The organism is Methylorubrum sp. POS3 (genome assembly GCF_043352485.1).
In the GTDB taxonomy this organism is placed as follows: Bacteria; Pseudomonadota; Alphaproteobacteria; order Rhizobiales; family Beijerinckiaceae; genus Methylobacterium; species Methylobacterium suomiense.
This window is the reverse complement of record NZ_JAPRBT010000001.1, coordinates 1,973,805-1,987,459: the sequence shown is the minus strand read 5'-3', so window position 1 is coordinate 1,987,459 and position 13,655 is coordinate 1,973,805. Positions and strand designations below refer to the sequence as shown.

Genomic DNA, 13,655 nt, shown 5'->3' with positions numbered 1-13,655 from the left:
TAGCGGCCGGCCCTGGCAGAAAGGCCGATGCGGCGCGACACCGAAAGCATCGACCCTTCATCCCGGCAGGAACAGGATACTTGGCGCGCCGATGATCTCCGGCCTGATCCTCGTGGGACGTCCCGCCGACGCGGCGATCGAGAGCCTCGCCGACACGCTGAGCGCGCTCGTCGCGGGCGTGGCGGCGGGGCTCGTGGGCGACGCCGTGATCGTTACGGACACGGCGAGCGAGGCCTTGGAGACCATCGCCGAGGGCAGCGGAGCGAGCCTCGTCGTCCGGCCGCCCGGGACCGATCCGTGGAGCGCGGGGGCGGCGGCCGCTAGGCGGGACTGGCTGCTCTGCCTGGAAGCGGGCGATATCCCGTCGGAGGGCTGGATCCGCAGCCTCGACCGCTTCGTCGGCACCGCCCGGCCCGATCTGGCGCTCGGCCGGATGCGGCGCCCCCATGCCCGTCCGCCCGTCCGCCTCGCCGCATGGGTCGAGAGCATCGTCGGCGTCGGCCGCCCGCGGGCCGGCGACGTGGTGCGCCGCTCGGCCGTCCTGGCAGGACTCCCCTTCGCCCCTCGCCTCACGGCACGGTCGCTGACGGCCCGGCTGGAGCGGGCCTGATCCCGCTTGCCTTCGGTCAGGGCTCGAACCGGGCCTGAAGTCCGTGCCCGTGTACCTTGGCCGAGAGCACGATCTTGGCCCCCTGGGGGATGGGCGCCTTGAGATCGCCGACCAGGCGGTTCGGCGCCGCCCCCTTCAGCGGCAGCGTCTCGGTCTTTCCGCCGACTTGGATATAGGCCTTGGCCGTGGCCCCCGCCGTATCGATCGGCTTCCCGTCCTCGTGGCTGACGAAGAAGGTGAGCGCGGTGTCGCTGACGACGAGTTCGACCGGGTGATCGTCGGCCATGGTCACCCGGCCGCCATTGGGGCCGGCGGCGTGGGCCGGGACGGACAGGAGAAGGGCGAGCGCGAGCGCGGTCACGGTGGTGCGCATGATGACGATCCTTTTCTGAAGCGGCTTTCGGAGCGGCGTGAGGGGGATTCAGAAGGCTCCGGCGGGAGCGGTCTCGGAGACCTCGGATGCGGGATTTCGCGTCCCGTCGGACGCGCCTCGCTGCACCTCCCGGCGCAGGCGCTCCAACGGGGCACGGCCGAAGGCGAGGAACAGGATCGGCGTCAGCACCGTGTCGAGCAGGGTCGCGCTGATCAGGCCGCCGAAGATCGTCACCGCCACGGGATGCAGGATCTCCTTGCCCGGCGCATCGGCGCCGATCAGCAGCGGCACCAGGGCGACGCCCGCCGCGAGCGCGGTCATCAGGACGGGCGCGAGCCGCTCCAGGCTGCCGCGGATCACGAGGTCCGGGCCGAAGGGAAGTCCCTCGAACACCGCGAGGTTGAGGATGTGGCTGACCTTGAGGATGCCGTTGCGGGTCGCGATGCCGGTGAGGGTGATGAAGCCGATCATCGAGGCGACGGAGAGCGGCTGGCCGGCGAGCCATAGGGCCGCCACCGAGCCGATCAGCGCCAGGGGGATGCTCCCCAGGATGATCAGCGTCAGCACCACCGAGCGGTAGCGGCTGTAGAGCAGCGCGAAGACCAGCGCGAGCGACAGGAGCGAGAGCAGGCCGATCGTCCGGCTCGCCTCCCCCTGCGCCTGGAACGCGCCCTCCAGGCTCGTGGCGTAGCCGTTGGGGAGCGCGGTCGCCGCGATCTCCCGGCGGATGCCCTGGACGATAGCCCCCATATCGGATCCGGCCACGCTGTTGGCCTGCACCACGATGCGCCGCCGCGCGTTCTCGCGAAGGATCTGGTTCGGCCCGTCGGTCTCGCGGATATCGGCGATCTGACGCGCCGGCACCCAGCCGGAGGGCGTTTCGACCAGGAGGTCGCCGAGGCGCTGCGTGGTGCGCATCGCGTCGGGCAGCCGCATCACCACGTCGAAGCGGCGGGTGCCGTCCACCACGCGGGACACCACCTGCCCGTTCGAGAGCCGGCTCAGCTGCTCGATCAGCGCGGCGGGCTGCACCCCGTAGAGAGCGGCGCGGGCATAGTCGACGCGGATCTCGAGCTGCGGGATCAGCACCTGCTTCTCGACCTGAAGGTCGGCGATGCCGGGGATCGTGCCGAGCCGTCGCCGAAGGTCTTCGGCCAGGCTGCGCAGGGTGTCGAGATCGTCGCCGAAGATCTTCAGGGCGATCTCGGCGCGGACGCCCGAGAGCATGTGGTCGAGGCGGTGGGAGATCGGCTGCCCGACATTGACCGAGACCGGCAGCACCGCGAGGCGGTCGCGGATCTCGGCGACGAGGTCGGGCTTGGGCCGTGCCCCGGGCTTCAGGTCGATCTCGAGATCGGAGGAATGAACCCCCTCCGCATGCTCATCGAGCTCGGCCCGGCCGGTGCGGCGACCGATGGACTTCACGTCGGGCATCTCCAGGAGCAGACGCTCCGCAACGCCACCGATCCGGTCGCTCTCCGCGAGCGAGATGCCGGGGTTGAAGGCCATGGTGACGGTGAACGAGCCCTCGTTGAAGGGAGGCAGGAAGGCCCGCGGCAGGAAGGCCGCCGCGAGGCCCGCCGCCGCCACCGCGAGGGCGGCCGAGACCATCACGGGCCGGGCATGGCCGAGGAGGGCCCGCAGCAATGCGGCGTTGAGGCGCTTGAGCAGCCGGATCAGGCCGCTCTCGTGCCCCTCCAACCGCTTCAAGCCCGGAAGGAGATAATAGGCCAGCACCGGCGTCAGGGTGATCGAGACGAGCAGGCTCGCCAGGATCGAGACGATATAGGCCTGCCCCAGGGGCGCGAAGAGCCGACCTTCGATGCCCGACAGCGCGAAGAGCGGCACGAAGACCAGCACGATCACCATCGTGGCGTAGACGATGCCCGAGCGCACCTCGTTCGAGGCGGAGACCACCACGGCGAAGACGCTTCTCGGATTGCCGGCTCTCCGGTTCTCGCCGAGGCGGCGGAAGATGTTCTCGACGTCGACCACCGCATCGTCGACGAGTTCGCCGATGGCGATGGCGAGGCCGCCGAGCGTCATCGTGTTGATCGACAGCCCGGCGAGATGAAAGACGATGGCGGTGGCCAGGATCGAGACCGGAATCGCCGCGAGCGAGATCGCGGTGGTGCGCAGGTTGAGGAGGAAGGCGAACAGCACCACGGCCACCACGACGACCGCCTCCATCAGGACCGTCTCGACGTTGCGGATCGAGGTCTCGATGAAGTTCGCCTGCCGGAAGATCAGGCGATCGGCGCGCACGCCCTTGAAGGCGCAGGCCTCGCCGGCCGCCTCGGTCGTGGCGGAACCGCAGGCATTGAGGCTGCCGGTGATGTCGGCGAGGGCCGCCTCGATCTCGCGGGTGAGCCGCACGGTGTCGACGCCCGGCTGCTTCTCCACCGAGATGACGACGGCGGGCGCGCCCATGTAACCGGCATCGCCGCGCTTCACCTTCGCGGCGAACGACACGTCCGCGACCTGACGCAGGGAGATCGGCCGTCCGTTGACGGTGGCGACGACCATGTTGCGCAGGTCGTCGAGATTCATGGTCCGACTGAGATTCCGGATCAGGTATTCGCGGGCATACTGGTCGGTGAAGCCGCCGCCGGTATTGGTGCCGAACTGCGCGAGCGCCGTCTCCAGCTGCGTGTAGGTGACGCCCAGCGCCCGCAGGGCTGTCGGCTGGGGCGCGACCCGGAACTGGCGCACCTCGCCGCCCATCGGGATCACCTGGGCGACGCCGGGGATCGCGATGAGGCGGGGCCGGATGGTGAAATCGGCGAGTTCCCGCAACTGCATCGGCGAGACCGAGCCGCCGCTGAGCGCCGCCATCACGATCTGCCCCATGATCGAGGAGATCGGCCCCATCATCGGCGTGACGTCGGGGGGCAGTTGCGGACGCACCATGGCGAGGCGCTCGGCGACCTGCTGGCGGTTGCGGTAGATGTCGGTGCCCCAGTCGAACTCGACATAGACGACGGACAGGCCGACGCCCGAGACCGAGCGGACGCGGGCGACGCCGGGCAGGCCGTTCATCTGCGTCTCGAGGGGGAAGGTGACGATCTGTTCGACATCCTGGGGGGCGAGCCCCTCGGCCTCGGCCATGATCGTCACGGTCGGCCGGTTGAGATCGGGGAAGACGTCGACGGGCAACTTCGTCACCGTGAAGGCGCCGTAGACGACGAGCACGGCGGCGAGCGCCAGGACGAGGACGCGGTTGCGCAGCGATTGCGAGACGAGGAGCGTGAACACGGCGACCTCCTCAGCGGACCTGATTGAGGAGTTCGGCCCCCTGGGTCACGATGCGCTTGCCCGGGGCTACGCCGGAGACCACCAGCACGCGGCCGGCATCCAGGGGTTCGACCCTCACCTCGCGCGGCTCGAAGCGCTCCGGTGCGGTGTGCTCGTAGACGAGGCTCTGGCCGTTGCCGCCGCGGACCACGCTGGTGCGGGGCAGCGCAAGCCCGGTCTGCTGCGTGTCGAGGGCCGCCAGCACGGTGACGAACTGGCCGGTGCGCAGTTCTGGCGGGGCGCCCTCGATCGAGAAATGCATCGGCACCGCCTGGCTGCGGTCGGCAAGCCCCGCCCCCATGAAGGCGAGGTGCAGCGTCCGGCCGTCGGCGAGCCGCGCGGTGGCATCCTGGCCGGTGGCGAGCGCGTCGAAGCTCAGCGCCTCGACCCACAGGCGGCGCGGCTCGACGATCTGGAACACCTGAATGCCGGGGCTCGCCATCTGGCCCGCCACCGCGCTCGCCTCGGCGACGACGCCGTCGACCGGGGCGGTCAGGGCCTCGGGATGCTGGCGGATGGCATCGAGGGCGGCGCGGCGGTCGGCCAGCCCCTTCAGCTCGGCGAGCGCGTCGTCGAGTTGGACCTGCGAGACCGCGCCCCCCGGCGCAAGCTTGCGGTAGCGCTCGACCCGGCGCTCGGTGATGGCGATCTGCTGGTCCAGCTCACCCTGGCGCTGGCGCATGTCGGACACGTCCACCGCCTGGACCGGGGGCGTGACATAGGCCAGCACCTCGCCCTTGGTCACCCGCGTTCCGAGCCGCGGGAAGCGGCCGGATTCCGGCGGCGACAGCCGCCCGCCCACCGAGGACTGAACGACGCCGCTGGCACTCGGATCGGGGATGATCCGGCCCGGAAGCTCGACCGTGCGGCTCAGGGTGTCGGAGGCGGTCACGACCGTGCGCAGGGCGAGCACCCGCTGGGTGGGCTTGGGCACGAAGATCGCGCCGTCCGGCATGCGCCGGGCGAGATCCTGACCGCCCGTCGCGGCCATCGGCGTTCCGCCGCCCTCGTGCCCCTCATGGGCGAAGGCCTTGGGCGCCAGGGCGAGCGCGAGGGCGAACACGACGAGGGCGGCGGCCGGGCCCCGCCGACGTCCGCGCATCAGCAGCGTCACCACGATTCCGAGAAGGAAGCCCGCGCCACCGATCGCGAAGGGCAGCGGATCGGCCTCCTCGAGATGACGGCGGAAGTCGTGGGCTGCGGCGAGGCCCAGCGCCCAGGCATCGGGACCGGCGGTGGACGGCGCGGGCGGTTCCGGGACGGTGAGGGAGACCGGAAAGATGTCGCTCGCCCCCCCGGTCCTGACCGTGAACAGCACCTCGTGCTCGCCGGGATGCAGGCTCCAAGGGGCAGACAAACCGTAGCTGCCGTCGGGCATCGCCGCGGCGTCCGCCGGCCCCTCCGGCGTCTCGGCAGTGATCGCCGCGTCGGTCACCGGCTCGTTGGTGCCGGCCCGATCGAGGAAGACGCTGAGACGGCCGTTGCGGGCAATGGCGACGAGTTCGAGGCTCTCGCTGCTCGATGCCCCCCGCGGGGCACTCACCGCGGCGGCGGGTGGGGTGTCGGAGCCGTGGTCGTGGCCTTCGTGGGCGGTCGAGGTCTGGGCCCAGAGGCCGAGCGCCACGATCGCCGCGCGCAGTGCGGTCGCACGCAGGGGCGGGGCGAGTGAAACACGCATGAGAGGTCGATCCTTCGCGAGCGGGAACGCGCGGCGCCCAGCCGGGCGGCCGCGCAAGGCGCGCATCGGCGCGCCGTTCTCAGGCGAAGGATCGGGGCGGTTCGGGCAGCGTTTCGGGAACGACGCTGGCGAAGGCCGCGTCGCGCGGGCGCCGGAAGGCCCGCTCGGTGTTCCAGCGGAGCGCCACGGTCACGTCGGCGACGCCGACGAAGGGGATGTGGAACGGACAATGCAGCCCGCAGCATTGCCCCGAATGGCCGTCGCCGGCCGGTGCCGATGCGTCGGAGCCGGCCTTCACGGCATGGGCGCCGTCATGGGGGCCGTGATGGGCTCCCGCGCAGTCGATCCCGGCGTGGTTCGCATGCGCGTGCGCATCGACGGATGCATGGACGTGATTCACCCCGATGCCCGGAGCATGGGCTCGGGCATGGGCCGGGGCGGCGATCGACAGCGCGAGCAGCGCCGCGATCTGCAGGATCGCGGCGAGCGCATGCCAGAAGGGGCGGTGAGCGCGCATCACACCGCCTTCATAGCACAAGCGGGGCTCGGCTCCAGAGCGTCCGGGTCGTCTCACGCCGGCTCGCGGACGCGGCGCGCCTGCAGGGCCTCGTTGATGAGGTTCGAGAGCGCCACGTAATCGTGCCCGATATCTTCGAGGATCAGGGCGAGGTCCTCGGGCACCTCGGCCTCGGCGCAGCAGGCCCGCACCAGGGCCTCGTGCAGCGGCATGACCGTGTCCGCGTAGGTCCGGAAGAAGTGTTTCGCCTGTTCGACAGCGTTCGGCGGCATCGTCGCATCCGTGATGGGTCGGCGTGGGGGGCCGCCCGCGCTGGCGGGCGGCATGCGCTTCAGGGGAGACCGGCTCAGGCGGCCTGCTGCACCGGCAGGGTGCGGCCGCGCGACGAGAGCGCGTGCATCCGGTCGAGGGCGCGGGGCGTCGCCTCCCACAGGCCGACGATGAGGTGGCCTCGGTGGGAGCGCGATTCCGCGAGCGGGTCCGGCGTCCAGCCGATGCGCTGGTAGATCCGGGTCATCCGCTCGTCGTAGAGGCCGACGATGTGCTCGATGCCCGAGTTCAGGCAGAGCTCGCACAGGCCGATCAGCAGGTCCGAGGAGACCGTGCGCATCGCCTCCGCCCGCATACCCCGGCGGGGCGGGTGGACGCAGAAGCGGGTGCATTCCCAGGCCGTCGGGCTCTCGACATCGACCGGCTCGTCGAAGAAATCCGAGAATTCGTGGCGCAGCATCGTGTCGCCGGTGGTCGGCAGGAGGCGCAGCGAACCGGTGAGGTGACCGTCCGCATCGGAGGCGACGAGGTAGACGGTGTCGTCGCAGCGGTCGTAACGGTCGATCTCAAGACCGTCCTCGACATCGACTTCCCAGCCGAGACGATCCTTGAAGATCGCCGCGCGGGCCCGGAACATCTGGTCGAAATCTTGAGAAAATCGGTCGCGGTCGGCGCCGGAGAAAATTTTGATCATCGGGTAAACCTCCTGTGATCAGGAGATCTCCCGGAGGCCCGGCCTTCGACAATCTATCGAAATTGAGAGATCGACGGGCCGTCGAGCTGATGTCAAACGGGCCGGAAGGCCCCGTTCGGCGCTCGCTCGGACGCGTTACGCGGCAGGGCGCCACCCCATGAAGGGACGGCGACGAGGCGACGGATCGGCCGGGTCCTGCCCGGCGGCGGATCGATCAGGCGTCGATCAGATCGAGGGCGATGGCGCGGGCGACCAGTTGGGTCATGGTCGCGCAGCCGAGCTTGTGCCGGGCGGTCTTGAGATAGAGCCGCACGGCAGGTTCGGAGATCTCCAGCAGGAAGGCAATGGTCTTGGCCTGCCGCCCTAGGGCGAGGAGCTGGATGCATTGCTGCTCGCGCCGCGACAAGCGCGGCGGACGGGCGGCGCGCAGGCCGCTCAGCTGGACCGCCCGCTCATGGAAGAAATGAGCGACGGCGTGATACTCGCGCAGATAGGACGGCTTCTTCCGCTCCCACTCGTCCAGGGTGATGTTCGAGGTCAGGGTGAAGATCGCCCGCTCCCCGTTCGGACCGCGGATCGGGATGGTGATGCCGCGGCGCCCGACGCCGTAGCTGTCGGCCTCCTTGAACACGTGGCGCGCACCGATCGAGGTTCGATCGAGGCCGTCCCAGTCGATCGGCAGGAAGCCGCTCCGCCCCGCCTGCACCACCGGATCGAGGGCGAAGTAATCCTCGCCGACATAGCGACTGACCCAACCGGGATCGTAGGACAGCATCAGGATCGGGTTGGGCTGCAGGCAGGCCGGCAGGTGCGTGGCGTGGTAGACGATGTTGGCGAGCCCGTAGGCGTCGCGCAGGTCGAGCAGCAGCGGGTTGAGCGCGTCGAGGTCCGGCGCCGCCGCCAGGACGTCGAGGGTCTCGGTGAGGCTGATGTCGCGCTTCATGACGAGAGCAAGATCCTCCGCAGTCCCGACCGGATCAGGAAGCGGCGCACCGAAGTCACGCCCGTTTTCAAGCAATTCTCAGACCTTCTAGCCCGTCTTGGCAGGAATTCACAAATCCAACCGAGGATTGACCGGCCAAGCTCACCGTCTTGGATGAAATCCGCCTCGGCACCGGATCAGTGCGGGTCGCAGCGCGGCTTTACGGTGTCGGCGGCCGCCGCCAAAACGAGGCGGTAGACGCCCTCCTTGAGCTGGCCCGGCGGCAAACGGTCGAAGGCCTCGGCCAGCATCTGCGCTTCCTCCGAGACGAGCGGGGCCGCAGCCTCCACGCTGCCGAGGCCCAGAAGATCGTCGGCGCTGATCCCGAGATGCTCGGCGAGCGTGGCGAGGCGCGCGGCGGAGATCGGGTTCGCCCCGCTCTCGTACTTTTCCATCTGCGCGGGCGTCACGGACGCGGCCAGCGCGAGGTCCCGGAGCGCAAGTCCCTGGCGCCGACGGGCTGCCTTGATGCGCAGCCCGATCGCCAGGTCGTCTTCCCTTACGCCCCTCAACACCGTCTCCTTTACACCCCGTGGGGTCGGGACCCGCGGCGCTGCGGACAGAGTGGGCAAGCCGGCGTCGAGGGCAAGCCCACAGCCGCACGTTGTCCGGCCAAGGCACGTTGCGATCGCGCCGGCTCACCGTCTTTTGTCCGATCCGGCGCCGCGCCGCCCCGGTCCCGGTCGTGCCCAGAGGCGCTTGCCCGGGCAGCACGTCCCGTCCCTTCGGATCGATTCGCCCCGCTCAGTCCTTCTTGGCCGGCCGGATCTTGAGTTGATCGATGGCCCAGAGCCAGCGCCCGTCCGGCTGCCGGCGCGCCGCCTCGACCGAGAGCGAGCCGTTGGGCAGCCGGGCGAAGGTGATGCCGAGATCGCCGTTGCGCAGGGCCGGCAGGGTCTCGGGGGCGGGAAAGTCGGATTTCCGGGCCAGGAGATCGGCGTAGAAGCGCCGAATCTCGTCGTGGCCGGTCGCCACCACCTCCCCCGCCGCGAGGACGGCCTCGGGCTCGTAGAGCGCCACCAACCCCTCGACATCGCCGGCATTGGCCCGCGCGTGGAACAGCCGGGCCAGATCGCCCGGTTCCTTAGCCGTCTCACTCATGGTCGTCCTCCCTCTGACGCCGCTCGAAGGGCGGCTATTTCAGGCGCGTGCCCCGCCCATCCTCGACCGAGACGGAGACCGGGATACCGGCCTTGACGCTCTCGGAAACGGTGCAGAACCGCTCGAACTGTTCGAGAACCCGATCGATCCGGTCCATCGCCGCCGCTTCGGCACCGAGGGCGATGGCGACGTCGATGCCGTCCAGGCGCAGGCGCCCATCCGCGTTGCGCCCGAGCCGGCCGCTCGCCTGGGCGCTGACGCCACCGCCGTCCTGACGATACTTGCCGAGGGCGAAGACGAGGCTGGCGCACAAGCAATTGCTCACCGCCGCGATCAGCACCTGCTCGGGCGAGGGTCCCTCGCTCGCGCCGATGGGCACCGGCTCGTCGGTCAGCAGCGACTCGAAGGCGGGGCCGAACTCGACGCGGAAGGCGAAGCGCTCGACCTGCCGAATGCTGATGCTGGGTCGTTCCGACATGGCCGTTCCTCTCTCCCCGCCAGTCTCAACCGCGTCCCCCCGGCCTTGTTGCCGAGCGCTTTCGCGACCTTGACCCCGTTTCCGTATTTGGTATACCAGATGCCAACGAGACGCCACCGGAGGAAGCCCGCTTCCTCCCGGCAGACCCGGATAAGGAAGGAGCGCGAGGCCATGGCCGCGGCGACATCCCCACCACCGGCCGTCGATGTCTCGGGGCTGGTGACGGCCCTGGGGGACGCGGTGGTGATCTCCGACGCGGACGGCCGGATCGTCACGTGGAATCCGGCCGCCGAACGGATCTTCGGTTTCAGCGAAGCCGAGGCGATGGGCGAGACGCTCGACCTCATCACCCCGGAGCGCCATCGGCGGCGCCACTGGGATGGCTACGCCAAGACGATGCGGACCGGGCAGACCCGCTACGGGACGACGCTGCTCAAGGTGCCGGCCCTGCACAAGGACGGGCACACCCTGTCCATCGCCTTCACCGTCTCGCTCCTGCACGGGGCCGACGGGGAGGTCGACGGGATCGTCGCGGTCATCCGCGACGAGACCGAGCGCTTCGAGGAGGAGCGCCGCCTGCGCCGCCGGATGGCGGAGCTGGAGGAAGCGCTCGGCACCCTCGTGCTCGCCTGAACCCAGGCGGGTGCATCTCACAACAAGAACAAGACCTTTCGTTTCAAGACTTCACACAACCTCCAACGAAGTCGTCATAGGGAGAATGCCGCAATGTCCCAGCCGCTCGACGGGATCCGGATCATCGATTTCACCCACGTCCAGGCGGGCCCCGCCTGCACCCAGCTGCTCGCGTGGTTCGGCGCGGACGTGATCAAGGTCGAGCGCCCCGGCGCCGGCGACGTGACCCGCAATCAGCTGCGCCATGTCGAGGATGCGGACGCGCTCTACTTCACGATGCTGAACTCCAACAAGCGGTCGCTGACGCTCGACACCAAGACGCCCCAGGGCAAGGAAGTGCTCGAGAAGCTGATCCGCGAATCCGACGTGATGGTCGAGAATTTCGGCCCCGGCGCGCTGGACCGCATGGGCTTCACCTGGGCCCATATCCAGTCGCTCAACCCCGGCATGATCCTCGCCTCGGTGAAGGGCTTCTCCGACGGCCACCACTACGAGGACCTGAAGGTCTACGAGAACGTGGCGCAGTGCGCCGGCGGCGCCGCCTCGACCACCGGCTTCTGGGACGGCCCGCCCACCGTGTCGGCCGCCGCCCTCGGTGATTCCAACACCGGCATGCATCTGGCCATCGGCATCCTCACGGCGCTGCACGCCAAGAACAAGACCGGCAAGGGCCAGAAGGTCGCCGTGTCGATGCAGGACTCGGTCATCAACCTCTGCCGCGTGAAGCTGCGCGACCAGCAGCGCCTCGACGCCATCGGCTACCTCGAGGAATACCCGCAATATCCGCACGGCGAGTTCTCCGACGTGGTGCCGCGCGGCGGCAACGCGGGCGGCGGCGGTCAGCCGGGCTGGGTGCTGAAGTGCAAGGGCTGGCAGTCGGACCCGAACGCCTACATCTACTTCACCATCCAGGGTCACGCCTGGGCCCCGATCTGCAAGGCGCTGGGCAAGCCCGAGTGGATCGACGATCCGGCCTACAACACCGCCCGCGCCCGCCAGGACAAGATCTTCGAGATTTTCGCCTTCATCGAGGATTGGCTGGCCGACAAGACCAAGTTCGAGGCCGTCGACATCCTGCGCAAGTTCGACATCCCGTGCTCGCCGGTGCTGTCGATGAAGGAGATCGCCGCCGATCCGTCGCTGCGCGCCAGCGGCACCATCGTCGAGGTCCCGCATCCGAAACTCGGCTCGTACCTGACCGTCGGCTCGCCGATCAAGTTCTCGGACATGAAGGTCGACATCAAGGCTTCGCCCCTGCTCGGTGAGCATACGGACGAAGTTCTCGCCAGCCTCGGCTACACCTCCGAGCAGATCGCCGCGATGCACGAGGCCCGCGCGGTCTGAGTTCTCGACCATGATTCTTCCGGGACGGTGATCCGCCCCGGAAGTGCTTGACCGGACCTAGGTCCGGGCTGTTTTTCTCCTCCGTGTGACTTGGCCGGACCGCCCTCCTTACGGTCCGGCCTTTCTTGTCCGGCCTACGGGCCGGGCGCCTCACGCGGGGGAAGCCGTCTGCCCTCTCCTCGCACGTCCCGGCTTTCCGCCGAGAGCCGGCTCATCCCTTCGGGCTGCGTCCTCCAGCCCCAAGCCTGCGGTGACCCGTGCCGGTGAATGTCGTCCTTCGTCGCCTCCTGCCGCAGCAGGCCCCCGTCAGCAATCGGGAGCGGCTGCGGGCCGCCTGCGGCGCCCTCCTCGGGCTTCTCGGCACCGGGCTGATCGCCCGCGCGTCGATCGGAACCGGCAGCGCCCTCCCGGCCCTGATCGCCCCGATGGGCGCTTCCGCCGTGCTGCTCTTCGCGGTGCCGTCGAGCCCCCTGGCCCAGCCCTGGTCGATCATCGGCGGGAACCTGATCGCGGCCCTGGTCGGCGTCACCATCGCCGGCCTCGTGCCCGACCCGCTCATCGCCGCCGGGCTCGCGGGCGGCCTCGCCATCGGCCTGATGATGGCCTTCCGCTGCCTGCATCCGCCGAGCGGCGCCGTGGCCCTCACCGCCGTGCTCGGCGGCCCCGCGATCCACGATCTCGGCTACGGCTTCGTGCTCTGGCCGGTCGGCGCGAATTCCCTGCTGATCCTGACGGTGGCGGTCGCGTTCAACAACCTGACCGGCCGGTCCTATCCGCATGCGCCGGCCTCGGCGCCCGCCACCCCGGCGCCCGCCTCCGCCATGGGCCTGACTTCGGGAGACATCGACGCTGCGCTCGAAGATTTCGATCAGGTGCTCGATATCGGCCGGGGCGACCTGGAGGCGCTGCTGCGCCGGGCTCAGCTCAGCGCCCTGGTCCGCCGCTCCGGCCCGGAGACCTGCGCCTCCATCCTGACCCGGGACGTCGTGGCCATCGCCCCCGAGGCGCCGCTGAGCGAGGCGCTGGCGCTGCTGCGGCGGCATCACATCAAGATGCTTCCGGTCACCGACGAGAACGCCCACGTGCTCGGCGTCCTCACCCAGACCGACCTGATGGACAAGGCGGAGTGGGATCGAAAGGGCCCCCGCCTCGGGCTCGCCCGTCGCTGGCATCTGACGCTCGGCCGGGGCCGCGCCCCCCATGGCTGCGCCGCCGATGTGATGACGACCGAGGTGATGTGTCTGCGCCCGGAGATGACCTTGGCCGAAGTCGCGGTCCGGATGGCACGGGGCGGGCACCACCATCTCCCCGTGATCGGCCCCGAGGATCGCCTGTGCGGCGTCGTCGCCCAATCCGACCTGATCGAGACCCTGCTGACCGAGGCGGCCCATCGCACGGGCACGGAGTCGTCGCGCCCCGGCTCGGCGAAGCGGGCTCAACCGGGCGACCCGGTCCCGTCCGATCTCGCCGCCGGGTTGGCCTAGAGATTCCGGCGAGCCCTCACTCTCATCCTCAGGTGCGGAGCGAAGCGAAGCCTCGAAAGAGGCCTCCAGCGAATCGCGCGATCCCTGGAGCCCTCCTTCGAGGCCGCTCGCGCGGCACCTCAGGATGAGGGGATGTGATGAGATGAAGGATTTGAAACGGGTCTCACAGGCGTGATCGCTCGCAGGACCGAGACGTC

The 13,655-nt window shown here is 69.8% G+C and carries 14 protein-coding genes; 4 read left to right on the top strand and 10 right to left on the bottom strand.

Annotated features, from left to right (window positions below):
- The first annotated feature begins 91 nt into the window (after positions 1-91).
- Entirely contained in the window at positions 92-610 is a 519-nt protein-coding gene (locus OWC43_RS09480) for a hypothetical protein (protein ID WP_393956473.1), read from the top strand.
- 16 nt (positions 611-626) lie between these two features.
- Here the strand turns inward: OWC43_RS09480 and OWC43_RS09475 are convergent, their stop codons facing one another.
- The 10 genes from OWC43_RS09475 to OWC43_RS09430 form a co-directional block, all read right to left on the bottom strand.
- Positions 627-983: a hypothetical protein gene (locus OWC43_RS09475; RefSeq protein WP_393956472.1), complete on the bottom strand. Its 357-nt coding sequence runs from the start codon at positions 981-983 to the stop codon at positions 627-629.
- Between the two features lie 48 nt (positions 984-1,031).
- The gene (locus OWC43_RS09470) at positions 1,032-4,238 is read right to left on the bottom strand and encodes an efflux RND transporter permease subunit (RefSeq protein WP_393956471.1); all 3,207 of its coding nucleotides are present in this window, start codon (positions 4,236-4,238) and stop codon (positions 1,032-1,034) included.
- Between the two features lie 10 nt (positions 4,239-4,248).
- On the bottom strand, positions 4,249-5,955 hold the full coding sequence (locus OWC43_RS09465; RefSeq protein WP_393956470.1) for an efflux RND transporter periplasmic adaptor subunit: 1,707 nt from the start codon (positions 5,953-5,955) through the stop codon (positions 4,249-4,251).
- 79 nt (positions 5,956-6,034) lie between these two features.
- Positions 6,035-6,472 (bottom strand): hypothetical protein, encoded by a 438-nt coding sequence (locus OWC43_RS09460; RefSeq protein WP_393956469.1) that lies wholly within the window; start codon positions 6,470-6,472, stop codon positions 6,035-6,037.
- Positions 6,473-6,525: 53 nt separating this feature from the next.
- Positions 6,526-6,744, bottom strand: coding sequence for a hypothetical protein (locus tag OWC43_RS09455; RefSeq protein ID WP_137829725.1), 219 nt, complete (start codon positions 6,742-6,744; stop codon positions 6,526-6,528).
- A 74-nt stretch (positions 6,745-6,818) separates the two neighbouring features.
- Entirely contained in the window at positions 6,819-7,436 is a 618-nt protein-coding gene (locus OWC43_RS09450; RefSeq protein ID WP_137829726.1) for an acyl-homoserine-lactone synthase, read from the bottom strand.
- 214 nt (positions 7,437-7,650) lie between these two features.
- Positions 7,651-8,379: a LuxR family transcriptional regulator gene (locus OWC43_RS09445; RefSeq protein ID WP_137829727.1), complete on the bottom strand. Its 729-nt coding sequence runs from the start codon at positions 8,377-8,379 to the stop codon at positions 7,651-7,653.
- Positions 8,380-8,555: 176 nt separating this feature from the next.
- Positions 8,556-8,930 carry a helix-turn-helix domain-containing protein gene (locus OWC43_RS09440; RefSeq protein ID WP_171015471.1) on the bottom strand — a complete coding sequence of 125 codons (375 nt, stop codon included), beginning with the start codon at positions 8,928-8,930 and terminating at the stop codon, positions 8,556-8,558.
- A gap of 232 nt (positions 8,931-9,162) precedes the next feature.
- On the bottom strand, positions 9,163-9,519 hold the full coding sequence (locus OWC43_RS09435) for a YybH family protein (protein ID WP_393956468.1): 357 nt from the start codon (positions 9,517-9,519) through the stop codon (positions 9,163-9,165).
- A 34-nt stretch (positions 9,520-9,553) separates the two neighbouring features.
- Positions 9,554-9,997, bottom strand: coding sequence for an OsmC family protein (locus OWC43_RS09430; protein WP_137829730.1), 444 nt, complete (start codon positions 9,995-9,997; stop codon positions 9,554-9,556).
- Between the two features lie 171 nt (positions 9,998-10,168).
- Here OWC43_RS09430 and OWC43_RS09425 point away from each other — a divergent pair, with 171 nt between their 5' ends.
- The 3 genes from OWC43_RS09425 (at position 10,169) to OWC43_RS09415 (ending at position 13,458) form a co-directional block, all read left to right on the top strand.
- Positions 10,169-10,630: a PAS domain-containing protein gene (locus OWC43_RS09425; RefSeq protein ID WP_137829731.1), complete on the top strand. Its 462-nt coding sequence runs from the start codon at positions 10,169-10,171 to the stop codon at positions 10,628-10,630.
- 93 nt (positions 10,631-10,723) lie between these two features.
- Positions 10,724-11,974, top strand: a complete 1,251-nt coding sequence (gene frc / locus OWC43_RS09420; protein ID WP_137829732.1) for a formyl-CoA transferase — start codon at positions 10,724-10,726, stop codon at positions 11,972-11,974.
- Between the two features lie 263 nt (positions 11,975-12,237).
- Entirely contained in the window at positions 12,238-13,458 is a 1,221-nt protein-coding gene (locus tag OWC43_RS09415; RefSeq protein WP_393956467.1) for an HPP family protein, read from the top strand.
- The last annotated feature ends 197 nt before the right edge of the window (positions 13,459-13,655 follow it).